This is a genomic window from Paraburkholderia phenoliruptrix (genome assembly GCF_902859825.1).
GTDB classification, from domain to species: domain Bacteria; phylum Pseudomonadota; class Gammaproteobacteria; order Burkholderiales; family Burkholderiaceae; genus Paraburkholderia; species Paraburkholderia phenoliruptrix.
This window is the reverse complement of sequence record NZ_CADIKB010000001.1, coordinates 114,098-137,899: the sequence shown is the minus strand read 5'-3', so window position 1 is coordinate 137,899 and position 23,802 is coordinate 114,098. Positions and strand designations below refer to the sequence as shown.

Here is a 23,802-nt window from a genome sequence, read left to right as displayed (position 1 = left end):
CCACGCGCGCGCCGCTTCACCCTTGAAAACGCCGCGCACGCCCCGCATCTGCGGGTCCGTTTATCTGGAGCATCGCCATGGGAAGCCGTCCACGCTTCATCGATGACCTGTCGCGCGCCGCATCCGACGCCCCCGGGCCGCCCCCCCTGACCCCGCTATCCGACGACGCTCTGCTCGACGCCTACTCGCGCACCGTGATCGGCGCGCTCGAGCGCGTGCAGCAGGCCGTCGCCTTTATTTCCGTCGAACGCCGGCTGCCCGGCGCCGCAGCGGGCCGCGAGCGCGGCGGCACCGGCTCGGGCTTTATCTTCACGCCCGACGGCTATCTGCTCACCAATAGCCACGTCGTGCACGGCGCAACGCATATTCAGGTGACGCTGGCCGACGGCGCCAAATTCGACGCCGATCTGGTCGGCGACGATCCCGGCAGCGATCTCGCCGTACTGCGCATCGGCTCGCCGGAGCCGCTGCCGCACGTCGAACTCGGCGATTCGTCGAAGCTGCGCGTGGGACAGATCGCCATCGCCGTCGGCAATCCGCTCGGCCTCGCGCAAACAGTGACCACGGGCGTCGTGTCGGCGCTCGGCCGCTCGCTGCGCTCGAATTCCGGCCGCATGATCTACGACGTCATCCAGACCGATGCCGCGCTCAATCCCGGCAACTCGGGCGGCCCGCTGATCAATTCCGCGGGACAGGTCATCGGCGTGAACACCGCGATTATTCCCGGCGCGCAGGCCATCTGCTTCGCCACCGCAATCGACACCGCGAAGTGGGTGATCATGCAGATCTTCGCGCACGGCCGCGTGAGGCGCGCGTATATCGGCGTGGCGGGCACGACCACGCCGCTGTCGCGCCGCGTGCAGCGCTATTTCGGCTTGACCGCGCAAAGCGCCGTGCACGTGATGGAAATCGTCAAAGGCAGCCCGGCGGCGACGGGCGGTCTGCGCACGGACGACACCATCGTCGCCGTCGACTCGCAACCCGTGCAGGATGTGGATGCGCTGCAACGCACGCTCGACGCCTCGCGCATCGACAAGCCCGTCAACGTGACGGTGCTGCGCGGCGCGCAGCGGCTCGAACTGACGGTGACGCCCGTCGAACAGACCAGCTGATTTCCGCACGAAAAAAAGACCTCGGGCTCTTTCAAGCGCGAGGTCCTGTGCTGATCGCCTTGCGACGGCACATCGCGACGGATGCGCCGTCATACGCGCCTTAAGCAACGCCTACTGAATGATCCGCGTGACGCCGCGGCCGCGCGGATCCGCTGCCGGCTCGGGCGTATTGTCGTTGATCTTGATTGCCTGAATGTCGCCGTTGAAATTCTGCGCCTTCAGGTTGTAGCCCTTTGCCTCGACCTGTTTCGCGAGCTCGCCGTTGATGGGCATGTACGGCTCCCAGAAAATCGTGTTCGGCGGCAGCAACTGGTGATGGAAACGCATCGCGGCAACTGCGTCCGGCAGCGGCATGTTGAAGTCGTAGATGTTGTTGATCACCTGGAAGATCGACGTGAAAATGCGCGAACCACCCGGCGTGCCGATCACGAGGGACACCTTGCCGTCCTTCGTGAGGATGGTCGGGCTCATGGAAGAGAGCGGGCGCTTTTTCGGTTCGATCGAGTTGGCGTCGCTGCCCACCACGCCGAACATGTTCGCCACGCCGGGCTTCGCCGAGAAGTCGTCCATCTCGTCGTTCAGCACGATGCCCGTGCGATCCGCGACCACGCCCGAACCGAAGTAGCCGTTGATCGTGTACGTGTTCGACACCGCGTTGCCCCACTTGTCGACCACGGAGAAATGTGTGGTCTCGGCCTTCTCCGGCATCGACGTGCCGAGGCCCGGCTGCACGCTCTTGGTGTCCGACGGCGTGTCGGGATTGACTTCGGCGGCGCGCTTCGCGATGTACGGGTCGTCGGTCAGTTGCGCGACCGGCACCTTGTAGAAGTCGGGATCGCCGAGATATTGCGCGCGGTCGGCGAACACGCGCTTCTCGATTTCCGCGATCAGGTGAATGTATTGCGGCGAATTGAGCGGCACGTCCTTGAAGTCCGACGCAAGATCGGCCTTCATTTTCAGCAGTTGCACGAGGCCGATGCCGCCCGAACTCGGAGGCGGCGCGGTGTACACGCGGTAGCCTTTCCAGTCGGCCTGGATGGGCTGACGCCACACGGCCTTGTACTGCTGCAAATCGGCCTTTGTGATGAGGCCGTGACCGCGCATGGATTCCGCGATCAGATCGGCGGTCTTACCCGAATAGAAATCTTTCGCGCCCTGGTCGGCAATGCGCTGCAACACGGCGGCAAGATCCGGCTGCTTGAAGTTGACGCCCTGCTTCATCTCGCCGAAATAGGTGTCGAAGTTCGTCTTGCCGGCGAATTCCTTGGCGGCCGCATCGCGGCGCTGCTGCAGTTGCTCGCTGACCACGAAGCCGTCGCGCGCGTAGTGGATGGCCGGCGCGAGCACCTGCTTCCACTTGAGCTTGCCGAAGCGGCGCTGCGCCTGCCACATGCCGTCCACCGTGCCGGGCACGCCCACCGCGCGATAGCCGTACAGGCTCATGCCTTTGATGACCTCGCCCTTGTCGTCGAGATACATGTTCTTCGTGGCCGCCAGCGGCGCGCGCTCGCGATAGTCGAGGAAGTACGGCTTGCCGGCCACATACAGCGTCATGAAACCGCCGCCGCCGATGTTGCCCGCTTCCGGATAGGTCACGGCCAGCGTAAAGGCAATGGCGACCGCGGCATCGACCGCATTGCCGCCCTCCTTGAAGATCTGTTCGGCGGCATCGGCGCTGTATGCGTCGGCGACCGCGATCGCGGACGCTGTCAGTACAGGCGGCTGCGCTTTCGCGGGCGGCTTCGCGACGGCCGGCGTGGCCTCCAGAAAGCCGAAGGAAACAGACAACACTGTGGCCAGCGCAAATACGCTGGCGGACGCTCTGGCGTTGCGGAACAACTTCATTGATATCCCCCAAGACGACTGTTTCACCTGACGATAACTACAGCTGCCTTGGGCTTATAACATGTGAAGCGCCTCCTTGCGAAGCCGCGCATTTCCGTATGGCGAGTGCTGCGGCACACAAAGAGGCGCACGGCCTTACTCAAGCGGCCGCAGCCGGCGTGAGAACCTGCGAGGCGACTTCGTCCACCGCGGCGCGCGCGAGCCGCACGATCTCGTCGACATCGGCGCGCGAAGTCACGAGCGGCGGCGCGAAGCCGAGAATGTCGCCGTGCGGCATGGCGCGCGCGATCAACCCGCGCTGCAACGCAGCAGCCGACACGCGCGGACCGACTTTCAGCGCCGGATCGAACGGCCGGCGCGCATCCTTGTCGGCCATGAATTCGAGCGCGGCCAGCATGCCCGCGCCGCGCACTTCGCCGACGAGCGGATGCGAATCGAATGCGGCATGCAGCTGTTCAAGCAGGTACGCGCCGGTTTGCGCCGCGTTTTGCGTCAGATCCTCGCGCTCGAGGATATCGAGGTTCGCCAGCGCCGCGGCCGCGCAGATCGGGTGTCCCGAGTACGTCCAGCCGTGACCCATTGGACCGAATTCCTGCGAAGCCTTGTCGATCACATCCCACACACCCTCGCTCACAATCACGCCGGAGAGCGGCGCATAGGCGCTCGTCAGTCCCTTTGCGACCGTGATGAGATCCGGCGTGATGCCGTAGTGCTGCGCGCCCATCTTCGAACCGAGGCGGCCGAAACCGCATACCACTTCGTCGCAGATGAGCAGAATGTCGTGCCGCTTCAGCACTTGCTGGATCGCGGGCCAATAGCCCGCCGGCGGCGGCAGAATGCCGCCCGTGCCCATGACCGGTTCGCCGATGAACGCAGCGATGGTGTGGGCGCCTTCGCGCGCGATCAGCTGTTCGAGCTCCTCGACGCAGTATGCGACGAACTGCGTTTCGTTCATGCCGGCCGGCGCGTTGCGATACCAGTGCGGACATGTGGTGTGCTTCACGCGCTCGATCGGCAGGTCGAAATATTGATGGAAGCTCGGCAGACCGGTCAGGCTGCCGGTGACGATGCCCGAGCCGTGATAGCCGCGCTGCCGCGAGATAATTTTCTTCTTGTTTGGCCGGCCCTTCACGTTGTTGTAGTACCAGACGAGCTTGATCTGCGTTTCGTTTGCATCCGAGCCAGACATGCCGTAATAGACTTTCTTCATGCCTTGCGGCGCCCACTCGATGATGCGCGAAGACAGCTCGATAATCGTATCGGTCGAGTGACCGACATACGTGTGGTAGTAAGCGAGTTTCTTCGCCTGCTCGTAGATTGCCTCGGCAACCTCCGTGCGGCCATAACCGATGTTCACGCAGTAGAGTCCCGCGAATGCGTCGATAAAAGACCGGCCCTCGTGGTCTTCTATGCGAATGCCTTTCGCGCCCGTCACGATCCGCCCCGGCAGCGCGCCGCTCGCATGATCGTGAGCATGCGTCGAAGGATGCATGAAATGCGCGCGGTCGGCACTGAAAAGCTGATCGAGTTGCTGGCGTTGTTCGAACTGAGTCATGGAATGCTCCTTCGTTGAATTCATGAATTCGGCTTATGCGGCGGCGGCGCTGCGAGCAGGAAGATTAGCGCTCAGCGGCAAGCCGAGCTGGCCGAGGCAGAAATAGCGCGTCTCGACAAACGGCTCGAAGCCCTCGGCGCCGCCTTCGCGGCCGAGACCCGACGATTTGATGCCGCCAAAGGGAATCGGCGCACCGGTGAACTTCGCGCCGTTCACGGAGACCATGGCGAAGTCGAGACGGCGAATCAGTTGAAAGACCGTGTTCAGATCGCGCGAACAGACGTAAGCGGCGAGACCGTACTCGGTGTCGTTCGCGCGCTCGATTACTTCGTTGAGCGAATCGAAGGGCGTCAGCGCGGAAATCGGCGCGAAGTTTTCCTCGTCGTAAATGCGCATGCCGGGCGCGGCGTCGGCCACCACGGTCGGCTCGAAGAACCAGCCGCCGCGCTCATGCGCTGCCCCGCCCACCGTGATCCGTGCGCCCTTCGCCTGCGCGTCCGCGACGCGCTCCAGGGTCGTGTCGAATGCGGCCTGGTGCATCAGCGGGCCGACGTCCACGTCGGCTTCGAATGCCGAGCCGACTTTCAAGGCGCGAACCGCATCGCTGTAGCGTGTGACGAACGCCTCGTACAGCGCACGCGCAACGAAAATGCGATTCGCCGCGCAACAGTCCTGGCCAGAAGTCTGGAATTTGGCGGCGACCGCAACGCGCACGGCCTGATCCAGATCGGCGTCTTCGGCCACGATGAAAGGCGCGTTGCCGCCTAACTCGAGCGCCGTCTTTTTGATGCCGGCGCTCGCCACGGCTTGCATGACGAGTGCGCCGACGCGAGTCGAACCGGTGAAGCTCACTGAGCGAACACGCCGATCGGCTACGAGCGTCTGCATCGCCATCTGCGGCTCGCCTAGCACCACATTGAACACGCCCGCAGGAAAACCGGCCTCTTCGGCGAGTTGAGCGAGCGCGAGCGCCGAGAACGGCGTTTCATGCGCAGGCTTCACCACCACCGTACAGCCCGCCGCGAGCGCGGCAGCCGCCTTGCGCGTGATCATCGCGCATGGAAAATTCCACGGCGTGATCAAGGCCGCAACGCCGACGGGCTCGATCACCGTGCCGAGCTGCGCGCCGTCGATATGCGTGGGAATCGTGCGGCCATTCAGGCGCCGTACTTCATGCGCGAACCATTCGACGAAACTCGCGCCATACGCAATCTCGCCGCGTGCTTCGGCAAGCGGCTTGCCTTGTTCCAGCGAGAGAATGGCGGCGAGGTCGTGCTGATGGCGCAGGATCAGTTCATGCCAGCGCAGCAGCAACGACGCGCGTTGCGCCAGCGGCAACCAGCGCCACGCGGAAAAGGCGCGCTGCGCGGCGTCGACTGCCTCGGTGATCTGCACCGCGTCGAGCATCGGCACATGACCGAGCACCTGCTGATCCGCGGGGTTGCGCACCTCGATACTGGCTGCGCTCGCGCTGTGCACCCAGCGCCCGTCGACGTAGCACAGCGATTTGAACAGAACCGGATGACCCAGCAACATGACGATCTCCTGTGTGCAATGTATGCCTGTCACTGTACGTTGCGCGGCGTTGCGGTTTTTTCGGTTCGGGTATGCTGAGACCCGCTTTTTTTCCGTAATTCGCAGCGGCACGTTGTGTTTTTCCGGCCGCTTCGCGGCGCATCTCACGTCTCGTCGCCGAAGGCTTCGCCGACCCAGCCGGGCACACCTTCCGGCATGCTCTTCACGACCTTCGTGACGATGTAGGTGAAGTACTTTTCGATACCCAACTCCGCCGTGAGCAATGAGTCGATAAAGCGTTGATAGTGGTCGATGTCGCGCGACATCACATGCATCACATAGTCGACACCACCGCCTGTTGCATGGCATTGCACGACTTCCGGCGATGCGCCGATGCGTTCCTCAAAGCGCCGCATATCCTGCGCGGTGTGGCGCGCGAGCGTCACCTCGACCACCACGCGGGCGCCCTTGAACGCGCGCAGCCAGTCGACGTCGGCGCGATATCCGCGAATCACGCCACTGTCTTCCAGGCGCTTGACGCGCTCCCACGCCGGTGAAATCGACAGGTTGATTTCTTCCGCGAGGCGCGACTTCGTGATGCGGCCGTCGCGCGCCAGAATGCGCAGAATCGCCAGGTCATAGCGGTCGAGCTTCATCGCGCTCAGACGCTCACCGGTATGCCGCGCTCGACGACGTCGGCCACCACCGCAACCGTATCGCCGATGCGCACAAGGCCCGGAAAATGCCGCGCCGCAAGCAGTCCGCTACGGCGCGCGCGATAGTCCACCGGCGCGATGCCTGTGCGCGACGCGTCGTAAATCCGCGCGATCACCTCGCCGCTTTCCACCGCATCGCCCAGGTCCCTGCACATCTCGAGCAGCCCATCGTGCTCGCTCGTGGTGAAGCAGCTACCGTCGGGCATATTGAGCAGAGTCGTGGTGCGCGCAGTTTGGTCATGCCTGTACGGCTCCGCCGCGAGGATGCCGGCGTGCTGCAGAAAACCCCGCACGCCGCGAGCGGCGACCGCCACGCTGGCCGCCGTGGCCGTGCCGCCACCGCCGAGTTCCGTCGAGACGAACACCTTGCCGGCTTCCTCGGCTGCGGTATCGAAGAGTCCCACGCTGTCCAGTTCGAGCATACGCATCGAGTACGGCGCGCCGAACGCACGCATCGCGGCCTCGCAGCGCGCCTGCTGGCGCGCGTCGGAGAGCAGATGAATCGCGGCGAACGGCACGAAGTCGAGCGTGCGGCCGCCCGCGTGCAGGTCGAGGACGTAGTCCGCGAGCGGCAATAGATGGCGCTGAAAATAATCGGCGATCTTCTCGGTGACGGTGCCGTCCGGCCTGCCCGGAAAACTGCGGTTCAGATTGCCGCGGTCGATCGGCGACGTGCGGCTGCCCGCACGAAACGCCGGATAGTTCATGAAGGGCACGATAATGACGCGGCCCTTGACATCCTCAGCTTTGAGCGTCGACGCGAGCTTCGAGAGCGCGATCGGCCCCTCGTATTCGTCGCCGTGATTGCCGCCCGTCAGCAGCGCGGTCGGGCCGTCGCCGTTGCGAATCACCGTGACTGGAATCATCACGGCGCCCCACGCGGAGGCGTCGTGGGAATGCGGCAGTTTCAGGAAGCCGTGCTGTTCGCCGTCGGTATGAAAATCCACCGTTGGCTGAATGGGCGATGCGCGCATGTGCACTACTCCTTCACGAACAGCTTGCGCGGGGTGTTGCAGAAGGTCTCGACGCCGTTCTCCGTGATCAGGATGCTTTCGGTAATTTCGAGGCCCCAATCGTCGAGCCATAAGCCAGGCATGAAGTGAAAAGTCATGCCCGGTTCGAGGACCGTCTTGTCCCCCGGCCGCAGGCTCATGGTTCGCTCGCCCCAATCCGGCGGATAGCTCGCGCCGATGGGATAGCCACAGCGGCTGTTCTTTTCGATGCCGTATTTGTGCAGGACAGCGAAGAATGCATGGGCAATGTCCTCGCACGTGTTGCCGGGTTTCGCCGCGGCGAGCCCCGCCTCGATGCCTTCCACTACCGCGCGTTCACCGTCGATGAAATGCTTCGGCGGCTTGCCGAGAAACACGGTACGCGACTGCGGGCAGTGATAGCGCCTGAAGCACCCGGCGATCTCGAAGAACGTGCCCGCCCCTTTGACGAACGGCGTGTCGTCCCACGTGAGATGCGGCGCCGCGGCGTCGGCGCCGGTCGGCAGCAACGGCACGATGGCCGGATAGTCGCCGCCATGACCCTGCACACCGCGAATCCCCGTGGAATAGATGTCGGCGACGAGATCGTTCTTGCGCATGCCCGGCTCGATTCGCTCGACAATGCGCTCATGCATCGCCTCGACAATGCGCGCCGCCACGCGCATGTATTCGATTTCGCGCGGCGACTTCACCGCACGTTGCCAGTTCACGAGACTGGTCGCGTCGTGCCACGTCGCTTCGGGCAGATGCTCGACGAGCGAACGGTATGCCGATGCGCTGAAATAGTAGTTATCCATTTCGACGCCGATTTTCAGCGCGCCCCAGCCGCGTGCCTCGATCACATCGCGCGCGAGGTAGTCCATCGGATGACACACGGCTGACTGAACATAATGATCTGGATAACCAACTATATGGTCATGCTGCATGAAGACCGTTCGTTTCGCGCCGTTCGCGTCCTGACCGCGGCCGAACCATACCGGCTCGCCATCGAGCGCGAGCAGCACGCATTGGTGGACGTAGAACGACCAGCCGTCGTAGCCGGTGAGCCAGGCCATGTTGGTCGGATCCGACACGATCAGCAGTTCGATCCCGGCGGCCTGCATCGCCTTGCGCGTCTTCGCGATACGTGCGTCGTATTCGGCCCGTTCGAACGGCAGGCGTACAGCCGGCGCCTGATCGCTCGCATTGCGTTCCAGTTGAGTTGTCTCGGACATCATCCCCTCTTAGCGCTGCACATCGTTACGGAAGACCATTCCTGCGGTGGCGTCACGCGCCCGCTGCAAGGCGAGCGCGGCAATCGCCGTGTCCTGCGCGCCCGTGCCGGTGAGATCGCAGAGCGTCACGTCGGCATCGCTCGTCCGGCCCACCGCTTTGCCGGCAATGACTTCGCCCAGCTCCGCGATCCCTGCGTCGGCCCTGACCGCGCGCGCAGCCAGCGCGTGATGCAGTTCGCCGAGCACACGCGTTTGCTGCACCCGGTCGCAGACGTAGCGCGCCGCGGCCAGCGCAGCCGGCGCAATTTCGTTCTTGTGCTCGGCATCCGAGCCCATTGCGGTGATATGCAAGCCGGCGTGCAGGTGCTTTGCCTCGATCAGCGGCGTGCGGCTGGGCGTCGTCGTGATGGCGACATCGGCTTCGGCAAGCGCGTGAGCGACATCTCGCGCGGCTTCGCAGCGCACGCCGAGCTTGGCCACCGTCTCTTCGGCGAAGCGCTGGGCATTGGAAGCATTGCGAGCCCACACGCGCACATGTTCGACACGGCGCACCAGCATCAGCGCCTGCAATTGCAGACGCGCCTGTTCGCCCGCACCGAGCACCGCCACTTGCGGCGTCTGCTGTTTCGCGAGCCAGCGCGCGGCAACCGCGCCCGCAGCCGCGGTTCGCACAGCCGTCAGATAGCCGTTGTCCAGCAACACCGCTTCCGTCAAGCCGGTCTTCGCGGAGAGCACCAGCATCAAACCATTCAGGCTCGGCAAACCGAGCGTGGGGTTATTGAAAAAGCCCGGACTGACCTTGATCGCGAAACTGTCGAAGCGCGGCAGCCAGGCGGTCTTGACATCCACCTCGCCGTTTTGCGCCGGCAGATCGAGGCGCAGGACAGGCGGCATCGCGACGTCTTCGGTCGCCAACGCGAGGAAGGCCGCTTCGATCTGATCGATAGCCGCGAGGTCGAGCGGCACGAGTTCGCGAAGCTGCGCTTCGCCGAGCAATGTGATGGACGTCATGGCGTTTTGTGAGAATGGAATGGTGCGGGCACTGCGTGGACGATGCGGCGATGCAGATTGATGTCGATATTCGCGCCCGTCACGATGATGACGAGCGGACCGCGTCGAGCACGCGTGTCCGGCAGCGCGCCGTCGAGCAATGCGGCAATGCCGACAGCCGCAGCGCCTTCCACGACGAGTCGCTCGTGCCGATAGGCGTGGGCGATGCCGCGCGCGATGGAGTCCTCGTCGAGCAGCAGTGCGTCATCGATGAAATCGCGCGTAAGCCGATACGTATAGCGGTTTTCAAGGCCGATCCCGCCACCGAGCGAATCGGCCAGCGTATCGACTTCTTCCACGAGCACGGGGCGGCCGGCCGCCAGACTCGCATGCATGGCGGCGCCGCGCGCCATCGTCACGCCGCTCATGCGAATCGCGCGATTCGCGCTTCGGGCCGTCAACGCGACGCCGGCGAACAGACCGCCGCCCGACAACGGCACGACAATATGCGCGACGTCCGGCAAGGCTTCGACGATTTCCAGGCCGATGGTCGCCTGCCCCGCAATTACGCTCAAGTCGTCGAACGGCGGCACATAGGCGAAGCCCTCTTCGCGCGCGAGCCGCAGCGCTTCGCGCTCCGCGTCGTCCTGGCTTTTGCCCGCAATGCACACGCGTGCGCCGAGCGCGCGCACCGCTTCGACCTTGTTCTCGGGCACGAGCGCCGACATGCAGACCGCCGCGTCGATACCGAGCGCACGCGCCGCATGCGCCACCGCGCGCCCATGATTTCCCGTCGATGCGGTCACGACCTGGCGGCAGCCGCGCTCGGCGAGTTCAGCCAGCGCGTTGGTCGCGCCGCGCAGCTTGAAACTGCCGGTCGGCTGTACGGTTTCGAGCTTGAGAAACACCGGTGTGCCCGCGATGGCAGACAGGCTCGGCGATTCGATGAGCGGCGTGCGCAACACGCGTCCCTCGATACGGCGACGCGCGCGGTAGACATCGGCCAGCGACAGAACGGACATGAACTCGGCCCTGCATCAAAGGGATTAATTCGATGCCTGCGCTGCTGCACGACGACTGAAGCGTCATGCCGGCTGCGGCTGCATCGTTTCGAATGCAGCCCAGTCTAATGTTCTAAAAAACGATTTCTATTGTCCTAGTTCATTTCGCGCGCACCGCTTGAACGGGGCACGCGCTCAGGTGAAATCGTGCACTTGCGGATACTGCTCGAAAACCTCCCGCATCGTCTCCAGCGCGGCCTTGTAGGTTTCGTCGCTCACTTCGGCGCCCACGCATACGCGCACCGCACTCGGCCGCTCCGCTCCCCGCACGAGGAATGGATCGGCGGAAGTGACCGCAATGTCGCGATTGCGCAGCTCCCTGACGAGGCGGTCCGCCTGCCAGTGCTCCGGCACGCGCAGCCAGGCAGATAAGGCCTGCGGATGCGCACCCAGCACATAGGCGCCGAGCGTTTGCTGCAGCAGCGCCTGGCGTCGCCCTAAGCGCTCGCGCTGAATCTGCACGAGACACTCCGCTGTACCGTCGGCGATCCAGCGCGTCGCGACTTCGGCGATCGGCGAGGTCGCCATCCAGCTGCTCACGCGCAGCACGCTCTCCGCGCGCAACGCGAGCCGGCGCGGGGTAGTCATATAACCGATGCGCAAGCCGGTCAGTACCGACTTCGTCATACTCGTGCAGTAGAACGACAACTCGGGAATGAGGCTCGCAATCGGCGTCGCCGGTTTGGCCGGCAATGGCCCGTAGACATCGTCCTCGATCACGTAGACGCCGTAACGCTCGGCAATGCGTGCAATTGCCCGGCGCCGCGAGTCCGGCATCATCGCGACTGTGGGGTTGTTCAGCGTGGGCGTGCAGACGAGCGCGCTGATCCGCTCGCTGTCGCACATCTCTTCGAAATGCTCGGGGTGGATGCCGTATTCGTCGATTTCCAGGCCTTTCAGCGTGAAGCCCAGCACGTTGGCCGAGCCGATTACGCCGTGATCGGTCAGGCTTTCGCACAGCACCGTATCCCCGGGGCCGACGAGCGAAGCAAGTGCGAGAAAGATGCCGTGCGCCGCGCCGTTCGTCACGAGCAGCGTATCCGCCGAAGCCGGCATACCCAACGAAGCGAGCCACGCCACGCCCGCCTGCCGGTGATGTTCGAAGCCTGCAATGGGCCGGAACGCACGAATCCACGGCTGGTCGTCGAGGGTGGAAAGCGTCGCGCACACCTTGCGCCACATGGCGTCGTGTTCGGGCGTATGGATGATGCGAGCGATTGAAAAGTCGACCACGGAGCGCTCAGCCGTATCGAGCATGTAGTTCGACATGGTCTCGGTGACCCGCGCCGCCACGAAGCTACCGCGGCCGACCTCGCAGCGGATCAATCCTTGCCGCTCCAGTTCCTTGTAGGCATTGGTCACGGTCTGCACGCTGATCGCCAGTTCGGCGGCGACGTCGCGCTGCGGCGGCAGGCGCGCGCCCGCAGGCAGCGAGGCGCTTTCGATATCGCCCGCAATCGCCTTGACCAGCCGTTTGTATTTCGACTCCACGCCGTGCACCGCGCGCACCGCATCACGCCACTGCCCGATCACTTGCGTCCTCCGTCATTCCGCTGTTGCGAGCCCGTGCGACAAGCTCTTGCTTGGTCGTCGTATACCCTTGCATCGCGCCCATTCAAAGAGCCGCCGCGCCGGGCATCGCCGTTTCCCATAGTGCCGCGAAACAGGCCCGGAAAATTATTGTCCTAGAGCAATCGGATTAAAAAATTGGCTTTGTATGCTGCATTCAGGGTTGCAGCAGGAGGCCTGCAGGACGCGGCATCGGCGGCCCTTCGGGTTGGCGCGCGCATGATGCGTCGCGGCATTCATCACCTTATTCATTAGGTCACACAACGGAATCGATATGAAAGCGAAGCGCACTTCAGGATTGCTCGGAGCCCTCTGTGTCGCTGCCGCGACCCTGGCCGTGCCGGCGCAGCATGCGTCGGCGGAAACGACGTTGCAGCGCATCCAGCGCACCGGCGAAGTGCGGATCGGCTATGCGAACGAAGCGCCTTTCGCCTACACCACGCCTGATGGCAAGGTGACAGGCGAATCCCCGGAAATCGCCCGCAAAATCTTCGCGAAGATGGGCGTGAAGAAAGTGGACGGCGTGCTGACCGAATGGGGCTCGCTGATTCCGGGCCTGCGCGCGGGCCGCTTCGACGTCATTGCGGCCGGCATGTACATTACGCCGGAGCGCTGCAAGCAGGTCGCATTCGCCAATCCGCAGTACCAGATTCAGGACACGTTGCTCGTGCCCAAGGGCAACCCGAAGAACCTTCATAGCTACGCGGATATCGGCAAGCAACCGGACCTCAAGCTCGCAGTCATGGCCGGCGCAGTGGAGCTCGCCAACTCGCGCGATGCCGGTGTGAAAGACGCGCAGTTCATGCAGGTGCCGGATACGACCGCGCAATTGCAAGCCGTGCGCGCACGCCGCGCCGACGCCGCAGCCGGCACCGCGCTCACCATGAAGGGCCTCGCCGCGAAAGCTTCCGATCAGGTCGAGGTCGTGGCGAACTTCACCGACGACGCAAAGCACACCGGCTATGGCGCGCTCGCATTCCGTCCCGAAGACACGGACTTGCGCGATGCGGTCAACAAGCAGTTGCACGACTGGCTCGGCACACCCGACCATCTTCAAACCGTCGCGCCGTTCGGTTTCGACAAGACCAATCTGACGACGCGCACTGCCGCCGACATCTGCGGCAAATAAGCGAATCTGGAGGCGCCGGCGAGTGCTAGCGCCGATTTTTAAGGCGTGTGCGGCGCACACGCCGTCATGCAAGCGAGGAACCGCCATGCGTGAACTGCTTCCCCTGCTGCTGCAAGGCACGCTCGTGACCATCGAGATCGCCGCCTGTGCGACGGTCCTTGCAATCGTCATGGCGTTCGTCGCCACCGCCGCCAAGCTCGCGCCGTGGGCGCCGCTGCGCTGGCTCGGCAACGCTTACGTCGAGATATTCCGCGGCACCTCGTTGCTCGTGCAACTATTCTGGTTTTTCTTCGTGCTCCCGCTGCCGCCGTTTCGCATCGAAATGACGCCGTTTACCGTCGCTATCGTCGGACTGGGTTTGCATTACGGCGCATACGGTTCGGAGATTCTGCGCGGCGCGCTGCGCTCAGTGCCCGGCGGACAGTTCGAAGCCGCGCTCGCGCTGAACCTGTCGCCGCTCACCCGCATGCGCCGCATCGTATTGCCGCAAGCGATGATCAACGCGCTGCCGCCCGCCACCAATCTGATGATCGAGCTGCTGAAAGGCACCTCGCTCGTATCGCTCATCACCTTGTCCGATCTGACGTTTCGCGCGCGGCAACTCGACGAGGCGACCTTCAGGACTGCGGAAATTTTTATGCTGACGCTTGTGATCTACTTCGTGCTCGCGCAGGTTCTGGTTGCAGTGATGCGGCATTTCGAGCGCCGCGTGAGCCACGGCATTCTGCAGAGGGCCGCCCGATGAACAGCTTCTTCGATCTGCATTACGCCGGGCAGATTCTGCCTGCGCTGCTGCGCGCATCGATGTATACCATCTTTATCACGTTGATCGGTTTCGCCATCGCGCTCGTGCTCGGGCTCGTGCTGGCCGTGCTGCGGCGCAGCCCCGTCAAGGCGGTATCGCGCACCGTGGGTTTTATCGTCGAATTCATTCGCAGCACGCCGTTGCTGATTCAGGTGTACGTACTTTTTTATGTGCTGCCGGTGTATGGCATCACGATGTCGGCATTGACGGCGGGCACGGTTGGTATCGCGCTGCACTATGCGTGCTACACGTCGGAGGTGTACCGCGCGGGCCTGAACGGCGTGGCGCGCGGCCAGTGGGAGGCGGCTTGCGCGCTGTCGTTGTCGCCGTGGCGCACCTACCGCGGCGTGATCTTGCCGCAGGCGATCCGTCCGGTGATTCCCGCGCTCGGCAACTATCTGGTCGCGATGTTCAAGGACACGCCGGTGCTCTCGGCGATTACCGTCGTCGAATTGATGCAGCAGGCCAAGAACATCGGCTCGGAGACATTCCGCTACCTTGAGCCGATCACGCTCGCCGGCATTTTCTTCCTGCTGATCAGCGTGACCTTCGCGCAACTTGTGCGGCGGCTCGAATACGGTTTGAGGTTGCCATGACCGTGAAGACCGACGTCGACGCCCTGACCCCGTCACATTCTGCCTTTGCCGTGGAGAACCCGATGAAACGAGACGATCCCGCTTCCGTACTCGAGCCGCAGGCCGGCGTGCCGGGCGAGGCGCCCATGGTGCGCTTCGTCGGCGTCACGAAGCGCTATGGCGCGCTCACGGTGCTCGACGAACTTGACCTGGACATTGGCCGCAACGAGAAAGTCGCGATCATCGGTCCGAGCGGGTCGGGCAAGTCGACGCTGTTGCGCGTGCTGATGACACTGGACCCGCTCACGGGCGGCATGATCGAAGTGGACGGCGAACCGCTTACGCACATGCGAAAGAACGACGAACTGGTGCCGGCATCGCCGAAACATCTGCGGCGCGTGCGCAGCAAGATCGGTATGGTGTTTCAAAGCTTCAATCTGTTTCCGCACATGACGGCGCTCGCCAACACGATAGAAGCGCCGATGCAGGTGCTCGGCCTCTCGCGCAAGGAGGCGACCGAGCGGGCGCGCGATCTGTTGTCGCTCGTCGGACTCGAGGACAAATGCAACCACTATCCGTCGCAGTTATCCGGCGGCCAGCAACAGCGCGTGGCGATCGCGCGGGCGCTTGCCATGCGGCCCAAGGTGATGCTGTTCGACGAAGTGACTTCGGCGCTCGACCCCGAATTATGCGGCGAAGTGCTGAACGTGATTCGGCGCCTCGGCAGCGAGCACAACCTGACCATGCTGATGGTGACGCATCAAATGGGTTTCGCGCGCGAATTCGCGGACCGTGTGTGCTTTTTCTCGCAAGGCAAGATCATCGAGCAGGGACCGCCGCAGCAGTTCTTCAGCGCCCCACAGCATGAGCGCACGCAGCAGTTCCTGCGCGCGGTGAAGGAAGCGGTGTAGCGCTCTCGCGGGTCTCCCGCCGCTTCACGCTGCTTCACACGATCATGCGCTGCCGCGCCGGCCGCGTGCGATCTCGTCGCCGGCGCCGTGCGGCAGGCGCGCGGTGACCGGAATCGACAGAAACGAGAACAGGCCGACCACGAGGAACGCCGGCCAGAAGTCGGAGAAAACGATGCTCGAATGGCCCTGCACGTTGTGCGAGATCTGCAGCACGATGCCCGCGATGGTCACGCCGAGCCCGAGCGAAAGCTGCTGGATCACACTGGCGACGCTCGTTGCGCGGCCCACGTCTCGGCTCGGAATGTCGGCATACGCCAGCGTGTTCAGCGAAGTGAACTGAAGCGACGGAAAGAAACCGCCGAACAGCACGACGCACCAGATCAGCCAATGCGGCGTGCCGGGAAAGAACAAACCGTAAATCGCTATGGCCACGCCCGCGCAGCCCGCATTGAACATGAGCACCGTGCGAAAACCGAATCGTTCGAGGATGCGCGAGGCCGCCGCCTTCATGAAAATCGAGCCGAACGCCGACGCGCAGGTAATCGAGCCCGACACGAACGCCGTCATGCCAAGCCCTTCCTGCAACGCAAGCGGCAACAGAAACGGCACGGCGCCCAAGCCGATGCGAAAGAGCGACCCGCCCGCCACGCTCGCGTGAAAGCTCGGAATGCGCAAGAGGCGCAGATCGAGCACCGGCAATTCGACGCGATTCGCGTACAGCACGTAAATGAAGAGCAGCACGACGCCCACCGCGCACATGCCGAACGACACCGTGTTCGACACCAGCTCGCCGCCCACGAGCGAAAGCCCGAGCATGAAGAGCGACGCGCCGCTCGCGGACAGCAGAAAGCCGATCCAGTCGAGCCGGCCGGGATGCGCTTCGCGCACATTGGCGATATGCTTATTGGCGAGCCAGATGCCGAGCAGGCCAATCGGAAGGTTGACGAAGAAAATCAGGCGCCAATGCAGATACGTCGTGATGAAGCCGCCGAGCGGCGGACCGACCACGGGCCCGAGCAGCGCCGGCACCGTCAGATAATTGACCGCGCGTATGAAGTCCGGCTTCGGCACGGAGCGAAAGATGATGATGCGGCCCACCGGAACCATCATCGCGCCGCCAATGCCCTGCACGAAGCGCGCGACCACAAACATGCCGAGCGACGTCGACGCCGCGCACATCAGCGAGCCGGCCATGAAGATGCCGATGGCCGTGCGAAACACCGTGCGCGAACCAAAGCGGTCCGCCACCCAGCCGCAAATCGGAATGAAGACGCCGAGGCCGATCACATACGCCGTGACGGCCAGCTTCAAGGTGATGGGATCCTGGCCGAGATCGCGGGCCAGCACAGGCAGCGACGTCACGATAACCGTGCCGTCCACGTTTTCCATGAACATCGCGCACGCGACGATCAGCGGAACAATGAAAGCGCCTAAAGCGAAGGGCATTGGCTGGGCGACGGGTGACAAGGCCGTCGCGTCGATATAAAGCGTCGATTATGGCATTGCAGCGGCAACGAATGTTGCGCCGATCCCCATGCAAAGCCATTCCACGACGCAGAGCCGGCATAAAGCCGGCTCTTCGCCATTCAGCGAGAAGCGCTGACGAGCGGCTGCAGCTGCGGCAGGATCTCGGTCGTGGCACGCGCCACGTCGTTCGGGAAGTCGATTTCGATCCACGGGGCGCCGGTCACGTCGGCGGTATCGAACACCTGGCTGCGCTCGAGCAACAGATCGCGCACGGCTTCCTCGTGCGGCATGTTCGCCCGGCCGCTGTCGATATAACCCGCCACGATTTGCGCAAAGCGCCGCGCCGTTTCTTCGCGGAAGCGGAAAAAGCCGACCGATTCGCCGATGGTGTCGTATTCCAGATTCACCGCGAGCTGCTTGCGCAACTCGACCGGCACGCCGTCTTTCAGACAGAGCTTGACGGGCTCGTCGCCGGTTTCGAAATCGCGGTCGATCAGCAGGCGGTTGACCGTTTCGCCCGCCACCAGCGCGGCCAGAATGCGCTCGTCGTACAGCACGTCGGCGTCCATCAGCAGCACGTCGCCGCCGCGCGTCAGCGCCTCGGCGACCGTGTGCACCGTCAGCACGCTGCCCAGATCGTAGCGCGTGTTGAGCACGGTTTCGACCTCGTGCGGCCAGTCGATGCGCGCCAGCTCCGCCTGCACCGACTCCGGCTGAAAGCCGAGCGCCAGCACGACTTCGGTCACGCCGGCGGTTTCCAGCATCTGCAGGTGCCGTTCGAGCAGGCTCATGCCGTCGAACTGCAACAGGCATTTCGGGAACTGGGCTTCCGGCGGTTGCTGGAGACGCAGGCCGAGGCCCGCAGCGAGGATGATGGCACGCATGCGTGGTCCTTTTGAAAAGATACGGGAGTTTAATCGACGGCGGGAACGCGCCCAAGGGCACGCCGCCGCTGCCAGCTTCTTTCGCTGAAATGCAACACCAGGAGGCCCGGCAAGCCTAGCAGGATTTCGCGCGCGCGCTTGGCGAGCGAGAGCGCGAGCGCCGCCTCGGGCGGCAAACCTGCGAGGGGCGCGAGCAGCAGATAGCCGCCTTCCTGCACGCCGAGCGAGCCGGGAATCATGAAAGCCGCGCCACGAATCGCCTGACCGAGGCTTTCGAGCAACAGCGCGTCGACCCAATCCACGGGATGGCCGAGAAAACGCAGCGCGAGCCACACCTCCACCGTGCCGACGATCCAGCCCGCGAGGCTGAGCGCGAAGCTCGCCGCCACGCGGCCGCGCTCGCGGTACATGGCCTGGACGGCGGCGTCGACGGCTTCGGCGCGGGTCATGAGGCCGGACCAGTCGCGCTTGCCGAATACTTTCGAAAGCACGCCGAGCAGGCGGCCGAAGAGCCCGCGCCGCTGCGCATAATAGAAGCCGGCGATCATGCCGCCGAGCACGGCCGTTGCAATCAGCGTGGCCGTTTGCAGATCGTGCAGCGCGCCGTGTGCGGCGTAGGCGCCGAACATCAGCAGCCCGAACAATGCAAAGATGATCTGCGCAAGCGCCTGCGCCGTCGTGCTCACGGTGATGGCCGCGGCCGCGTCGCGCATGCGCATGCCGCGTTGCGACAGTTGCCGCACCATCACGACCGGCCCGCCGATCTGGCCCGCGGGCAGCAGGCTGTTCACGGATTCGCCGATCCAGCGCGCGAACAGCGCGTCGCGCAGCGGCAACGGGGGATGATGAGGATGAGACGCGCCGTCGGAGCGGCGGCGCGGCAACAGCACGGAGATCGCGCCGGCGTCGAGCGCGAGCGGCACGACGTGGAACGCCGCCACGAGCGCAAGTCCCCAGCCGGCTGCCAGCAGCGTCGACACAACGGAACCGAAGCCCTGCCACGCGAGCAGGCCAACAAACAGCGCCGTCCCGATCGACAGCAGAATCAGGGCCGCGCGACTCATGCGCCGTCCTTGCCGCGCGCCTTCGCCCGAGTCATCTGGCGAAACACCTGGCGAAACCCGAAGTACGCAATCGCGTCTTTCATGTTGGAAACGAAGCGGCGCCACGGACGCATGTTCGGATCCGTGACGTATTCGAACGTGAGCGACACGCGCATTTCGTTCGGCCCGGCCGGCGTGATGCGATGGCGCAGCTTGTCGCCGTCGAAAAACACGAGGCCGCCCGGCGGAATCTGCACCGAGCCCGGTTGATCCGGCACATCCGGATCGCGCGTATGCAGTTCGTAGTCGAGCCGGCACGACGACTCGTCGATCACACCGAGCAGCAACGTGTAGCGGCGGCCGTCGTAGTACGACGTATCGTAGTGCCAGCCGATGTGGTCGCCCGGCCGCGTGTAGTAATAGAGCGCGTAGGCATGCGGGTCGTCGGCCGGCGACACTTGCAGCTTGTCGCCGCTCAGTTGCTCGAGCCAGCCGATCAGCGCCTTCGAGCGATACAGTTCGGCGATGAACGGCGCCAGACGGTCGATCGTATGACGGCTCACGCTGCCGCCCTGCTTGTGGCCCGGCAGGTAATTGCGGTTCACTTCGTCGACGAGCGCACGCGCGCTGTGCACGAGCTGCGCGGTGACTTCCGGCGCAAGAAAGTCCTCCATATAGAGGAACGCGCCCTGGTCGGCGAAGTCCTTGCGCAGGCGCGCATTGTCGAATGCGCGGGTGCGGCTCGCCACCGCCCGGTCGGCGTCAGGCGCCACCGGGGGCGCCGTGGGTGCATGAACCGCAGCGACTGCGTGTTCCTGAAGAGCCGTTGCCGTCACGTCGTCTTCGGCGGAAGGACTCACGTTAGGACTCATTTGCTCGCCCACGCCTGAGCCGTTTCGCAAGCCGCCGCGCCGGCCGCGGACGGCTTCGCGCTACGGCGCGCGACGCGCCAGTAGTCGACCACGACCCACACCGCAAAAAGCGGCGCGCCGATGGACGCGACCACGACGAACGGCATGACCACGCTCGTCAACGTGACGATGGGCAGCAAATACAACACGTCTTCGGTTTCGAAGCCGCCCACCGCGGCCTGCTTCGTGCCGGCCTTGCCCGCCATTTCCTCGATGCGCATGCGCAGGAAGAAAATCAGCGCGACCGCGACGCCGGCAACGGCGCCGAGCCAGCCCGCATCCACCGTGAACCCGCCGAGCGTCGACGCGCCCGCGCCGACCCCCATGCCGACGAACAACATCACCGTGACGAGGGCGTCTGATGCGAGGTCGTAAAAATGACCGATCCGGCTCGACTTCCCGCCGATGCGCGCGAGCTCCCCGTCCGTATGGTCGACGAAATTGGACAACACGATCAGAACGGCGCCGGCATTGGCCCACGCAAAGCCCCCGCGCGCGAGGCAGAGCGCGCCCGCGACGCCGATCAGAAGGCGCAGCGTGGTCAGGTGATTAGGCGAGACCCGCGTGTTCACGAGCGGTGTCACGAGCCGGCGGGCAAGGCGCGCGTCCCACGTTCTGGGCGGCGCTACGTTAATTGGAGTAGGCGGTCTTGAATTCATAACCCGGAAATATATACGGGATCGCAAAAGATTGCTTTCTTCCTGTTAGTTTCTTCGCAGTCCGTCGGGTCGGCGAGGCGTCGCCGGGGGCCCGCACACGAAGCAGGATTTTCCGAATCGCGATAAAGTGCGAATCCTGTTGCGTTTGTCCCGCCGGATCACTTCGATGTGCAACCTGTTCGCGGGCTCGCCGGCCCGCGTTTTTGCGGCGCTGAGCGTTGTGAACACACTACATTGCGCTTCATCGAACCATGCCGCCGTCCTCGTTATGAAACGTCTTTTTCCGTCCGCCGCAGGGCATGCTTTGCGTTGCGCCGCCCTCGCCATCGCGGCCGGGGCGCTGCCGCCTGCCGCCCACGCGGCTGCGCTCGACACGCCGCTCACGTGCAACGAAACCGGCCATCAGTTCATCGCCGATCTGGCCGGGCAGCAACTGATCGATCCGAAGCCCACGCGGGTCGAAAGCAATTCGATCAATGCCTTCTCTCCCGCGCAAGGCGCGGACCTGACCGCATTCGGGTTCCACGTGTTTGCAGTGGTCGGCTACGAGAAGGACGACCCGATGTTTCGCGTGGGAGACGGCGAGCCGGTCGCGCGCTCGGCGTATGGCGTGGTGGTGTTCGGGAGCGAATCGAAGGTGCGGGACGCGGTGACGGCGGCGGGCGGCACCGCAATCGTGCACCGCGTGGCGCCGCTCATCACGGCGATTTTCTGCAAGCGCAGCTGAGGCGGCGCGTCGGGGCGCGCGCCGCCTCTCGTGTGTTACAGCATGATCGACGTCGGATCGGCCGTCAGATAGCCGACCGTCGCGCCGAAGCGGTCCTTGTAGTTGGCCCGCACGAGCGGATCGAGCGTCGACTTGACCTTGTCGTGCAACGGACTTTCCCAATCGCCGACGTGCTGGAAGTTGCTCATCACGTAGGTCCAGCCGTTGATTTCGTCGACGGCGTGCAGGCCCGTCGACTCCGCGCCCGCCGGGCATGACAGCACGCGCGAGAGCGTCTTCGTGTCGACGTTGTAGGCCCACAGGAAGTTGTTCACGTGCATGCCGCTGTCCTCGCCGATAAAGAGCGTGCGCAGCTTTTCCGAGAACTTCAGATTGTCCGGGTTCGCGATGCGATCCGGGTTCGCGGTGTTGCCGAGCGCGTCGGCGGCAGAGAGGTCTTCGCCGACGAGCGCCGCGGGCGCCGCCATATCGACGGGCACCCACTCGCTGTTGATCGCCCCGCTGCTGCGGTCGAGCTGGCCGCCCTTCATATTCAGTGCATAGACCGCGCCGGCGCTGATCGTTTTATCGACCACCACGTCCGTCGACGCGGCATTGCCGCGCACCATCGACTTCTCGATACGCGACATGGCCGAATACAGCACCTTGTCCCTGATATTGACGGTCGTGCCTTCGAGCTTCGTGAAGCCCATGCTGCCACCGGCGAGCGCCGCATAGCGATGCGTCTCGAGAAACGCCGCGGCTTTCGTCATGCCCGGCTTCACGCGAATCCAGTTGAACGTGCCGTTGAAATTGATTTTCGTGTACGACGTGTCGGCGGGATCGGCAGTCTTGACGTCCATGATGTCCGCGGCGGTGAGCGTGTTTGCGAGCGACTCGATTTCGTCGCTCGTTGCGTGCCCGAGGTTGATCCACGACAGCGTGGCTGCGCCCGCGCCGCCCGACGACACCTGCGTCCACTTTGCGACATACAGCGTGCCCGCCGACAAGTCGGCTTCGCGGTCCGCCACGAACATGAAGAGGCCGCCGTTGGTGGCGTCGTCGCCCATCAGCACGGTGCGCCTGTCCGGCATGACCTGGACGAGTTCGTGCGAGATGCGCCCGAGGCAATAGTGCTTTTTGATGCTGCCGGTGCCGTCGGGATTGACGGTCACTTCCGGCAGATGGCCGTAGTGATACGGATTCGCCGCGGTCTCGCTGCCGTACAGATTGCGGCTGAAGCCCTTGAACTGACTATTGCCGGCGATGGTGGTGGCGTCGGGCTCGTATTCCTCGCTCGACAGATGCGTGTTCCACGGCGACAGGCTCGCGCCGCAGGTGATCCACAAGCCATGCACCTTCGACGTATCCACGTTGTGATAGCCGACGAGCGTGAGCTTGCCGGTCGCGGGGTCCTGGTCGAGCGTCAGCACGGCGATCGGGGAAGGCAGTTGGCCGTACATCGACACGAGGCTCTGGTCGCGCGTCGTGTATTCGAATTGCACGACCGCGAACACGGCCTTGCCCTTGATGCCCTTGACCGTGGGATTGTCGAGGCGAATCAGCGAGCTGCCGTCCGGGCAGTCGGAATAGAACTGGCGCTCCTTGCCCGCCACGGACCGGTCGACGATCGGCTGATTCTTGATGTCCACATAGCCGCCCGCGAGAATCGTCCCGCCCTGAATATTCGGCACCATGTCGCCGGTCATGAAAAACGGCTGGTAGGACAGCTTGAAAGTGCGGCGGCTGCCGTCGCTCAACTGCACGGTCAGCGTGGAGGCCACCGTGGTCTTTGCCATGGCGGCGGGGTCGGCCAGCGTCGGCGCGGCCATCGAACTGAAAGCCGCCGACACGAAGTTGGCCGCCGGCTTGACCGGCGTCGCGAGGTCGTTGCTGCCGCCTCCGCACGCGTTCAACATGGACGCCGTGGCGAGCCCGCCTAACGGCAGCATGGGTACACCGGCAAACAGTTTCAGGGCCTTGCGGCGGGAGGGGTCGAACGGCTCTGCCATGTTGTCGTAATCCTGGTGGTGGGTGGCGTGGTTGGGCTCACAGCCGGCACGACCCGGATTCAGACCGCATGATTCACGCTCGCGCCGCTATGACGCGAGGATTCTATGAAGTGAATGTGAAAGTATATTGA

The 23,802-nt window shown here is 64.2% G+C and carries 21 protein-coding genes; 6 read left to right on the top strand and 15 right to left on the bottom strand.

What is annotated here, in order from left to right:
• Positions 1–77: 77 nt before the first annotated feature.
• Positions 78–1,112 carry a S1C family serine protease gene (locus tag HV711_RS00665; RefSeq protein ID WP_035476519.1) on the top strand — a complete coding sequence of 345 codons (1,035 nt, stop codon included), beginning with the start codon at positions 78–80 and terminating at the stop codon, positions 1,110–1,112.
• 111 nt (positions 1,113–1,223) lie between these two features.
• Here the strand turns inward: HV711_RS00665 and ggt are convergent, their stop codons facing one another.
• The 9 genes from ggt to ehuR all read right to left on the bottom strand — a co-directional run bounded on the left by ggt (position 1,224) and on the right by ehuR (position 12,533).
• Complete coding sequence (gene ggt, locus HV711_RS00660; protein ID WP_035476522.1) at positions 1,224–2,957, bottom strand: gamma-glutamyltransferase; 1,734 nt, start codon at positions 2,955–2,957, stop codon at positions 1,224–1,226.
• A 139-nt stretch (positions 2,958–3,096) separates the two neighbouring features.
• Entirely contained in the window at positions 3,097–4,512 is a 1,416-nt protein-coding gene (locus HV711_RS00655) for an aspartate aminotransferase family protein (RefSeq protein ID WP_035476526.1), read from the bottom strand.
• A gap of 33 nt (positions 4,513–4,545) precedes the next feature.
• A complete protein-coding gene (locus HV711_RS00650; RefSeq protein ID WP_035476529.1) occupies positions 4,546–6,048 on the bottom strand; it encodes an NAD-dependent succinate-semialdehyde dehydrogenase in 1,503 nt (500 codons plus the stop codon).
• Between the two features lie 143 nt (positions 6,049–6,191).
• A complete protein-coding gene (locus HV711_RS00645; protein WP_035476532.1) occupies positions 6,192–6,683 on the bottom strand; it encodes an Lrp/AsnC family transcriptional regulator in 492 nt (163 codons plus the stop codon).
• A 5-nt stretch (positions 6,684–6,688) separates the two neighbouring features.
• A complete protein-coding gene (gene doeB / locus HV711_RS00640) occupies positions 6,689–7,717 on the bottom strand; it encodes a N(2)-acetyl-L-2,4-diaminobutanoate deacetylase DoeB (RefSeq protein WP_035476536.1) in 1,029 nt (342 codons plus the stop codon).
• Positions 7,718–7,722: 5 nt separating this feature from the next.
• Complete coding sequence (doeA, locus tag HV711_RS00635) at positions 7,723–8,949, bottom strand: ectoine hydrolase DoeA (RefSeq protein ID WP_035476626.1); 1,227 nt, start codon at positions 8,947–8,949, stop codon at positions 7,723–7,725.
• A gap of 9 nt (positions 8,950–8,958) precedes the next feature.
• The gene (locus tag HV711_RS00630; RefSeq protein ID WP_035476540.1) at positions 8,959–9,960 is read right to left on the bottom strand and encodes a cyclodeaminase; all 1,002 of its coding nucleotides are present in this window, start codon (positions 9,958–9,960) and stop codon (positions 8,959–8,961) included.
• Positions 9,957–10,961, bottom strand: coding sequence for a hydroxyectoine utilization dehydratase EutB (gene eutB / locus HV711_RS00625; protein WP_035476542.1), 1,005 nt, complete (start codon positions 10,959–10,961; stop codon positions 9,957–9,959). The genes HV711_RS00630 and eutB overlap by 4 nt, the downstream gene beginning before the upstream one ends.
• Before the next feature lie 174 nt (positions 10,962–11,135).
• Positions 11,136–12,533, bottom strand: coding sequence for a MocR-like ectoine utilization transcription factor EhuR (gene ehuR, locus HV711_RS00620; protein WP_035476546.1), 1,398 nt, complete (start codon positions 12,531–12,533; stop codon positions 11,136–11,138).
• Positions 12,534–12,843: 310 nt separating this feature from the next.
• Here ehuR and ehuB point away from each other — a divergent pair, with 310 nt between their 5' ends.
• The 4 genes from ehuB to ehuA all read left to right on the top strand — a co-directional run bounded on the left by ehuB (position 12,844) and on the right by ehuA (position 15,989).
• Positions 12,844–13,698, top strand: a complete 855-nt coding sequence (gene ehuB, locus HV711_RS00615) for an ectoine/hydroxyectoine ABC transporter substrate-binding protein EhuB (RefSeq protein WP_013590823.1) — start codon at positions 12,844–12,846, stop codon at positions 13,696–13,698.
• Between the two features lie 85 nt (positions 13,699–13,783).
• On the top strand, positions 13,784–14,443 hold the full coding sequence (gene ehuC / locus HV711_RS00610) for an ectoine/hydroxyectoine ABC transporter permease subunit EhuC (RefSeq protein WP_013590824.1): 660 nt from the start codon (positions 13,784–13,786) through the stop codon (positions 14,441–14,443).
• On the top strand, positions 14,440–15,099 hold the full coding sequence (gene ehuD / locus HV711_RS00605) for an ectoine/hydroxyectoine ABC transporter permease subunit EhuD (RefSeq protein ID WP_013590825.1): 660 nt from the start codon (positions 14,440–14,442) through the stop codon (positions 15,097–15,099). Before ehuC ends, ehuD begins: the two co-directional genes overlap by 4 nt.
• A gap of 62 nt (positions 15,100–15,161) precedes the next feature.
• Positions 15,162–15,989 carry an ectoine/hydroxyectoine ABC transporter ATP-binding protein EhuA gene (ehuA, locus tag HV711_RS00600; RefSeq protein ID WP_028360604.1) on the top strand — a complete coding sequence of 276 codons (828 nt, stop codon included), beginning with the start codon at positions 15,162–15,164 and terminating at the stop codon, positions 15,987–15,989.
• A 42-nt stretch (positions 15,990–16,031) separates the two neighbouring features.
• Here the strand turns inward: ehuA and HV711_RS00595 are convergent, their stop codons facing one another.
• From HV711_RS00595 to HV711_RS00575, 5 genes are all read right to left on the bottom strand, one after another.
• A complete protein-coding gene (locus HV711_RS00595) occupies positions 16,032–17,456 on the bottom strand; it encodes an MFS transporter (protein ID WP_279612638.1) in 1,425 nt (474 codons plus the stop codon).
• A 119-nt stretch (positions 17,457–17,575) separates the two neighbouring features.
• The gene (locus HV711_RS00590; RefSeq protein ID WP_035476551.1) at positions 17,576–18,340 is read right to left on the bottom strand and encodes a phosphocholine cytidylyltransferase family protein; all 765 of its coding nucleotides are present in this window, start codon (positions 18,338–18,340) and stop codon (positions 17,576–17,578) included.
• A 29-nt stretch (positions 18,341–18,369) separates the two neighbouring features.
• Positions 18,370–19,404 carry a lysylphosphatidylglycerol synthase domain-containing protein gene (locus tag HV711_RS00585; RefSeq protein WP_028360602.1) on the bottom strand — a complete coding sequence of 345 codons (1,035 nt, stop codon included), beginning with the start codon at positions 19,402–19,404 and terminating at the stop codon, positions 18,370–18,372.
• Positions 19,401–20,243, bottom strand: coding sequence for a HalD/BesD family halogenase (locus tag HV711_RS00580; RefSeq protein WP_035476554.1), 843 nt, complete (start codon positions 20,241–20,243; stop codon positions 19,401–19,403). The genes HV711_RS00585 and HV711_RS00580 overlap by 4 nt, the downstream gene beginning before the upstream one ends.
• Positions 20,244–20,251: 8 nt before the next feature.
• Positions 20,252–20,953: a CDP-alcohol phosphatidyltransferase family protein gene (locus HV711_RS00575; protein WP_035476557.1), complete on the bottom strand. Its 702-nt coding sequence runs from the start codon at positions 20,951–20,953 to the stop codon at positions 20,252–20,254.
• 268 nt (positions 20,954–21,221) lie between these two features.
• Between HV711_RS00575 and HV711_RS00570 the strand changes: the two genes are divergently transcribed.
• A complete protein-coding gene (locus tag HV711_RS00570) occupies positions 21,222–21,680 on the top strand; it encodes a hypothetical protein (protein ID WP_028360599.1) in 459 nt (152 codons plus the stop codon).
• Positions 21,681–21,715: 35 nt separating this feature from the next.
• On the opposite strand, the gene HV711_RS00565 is transcribed toward HV711_RS00570, so the two are convergent.
• Complete coding sequence (locus HV711_RS00565; protein ID WP_035476560.1) at positions 21,716–23,671, bottom strand: PhoX family protein; 1,956 nt, start codon at positions 23,669–23,671, stop codon at positions 21,716–21,718.
• Positions 23,672–23,802: the final 131 nt, after the last annotated feature.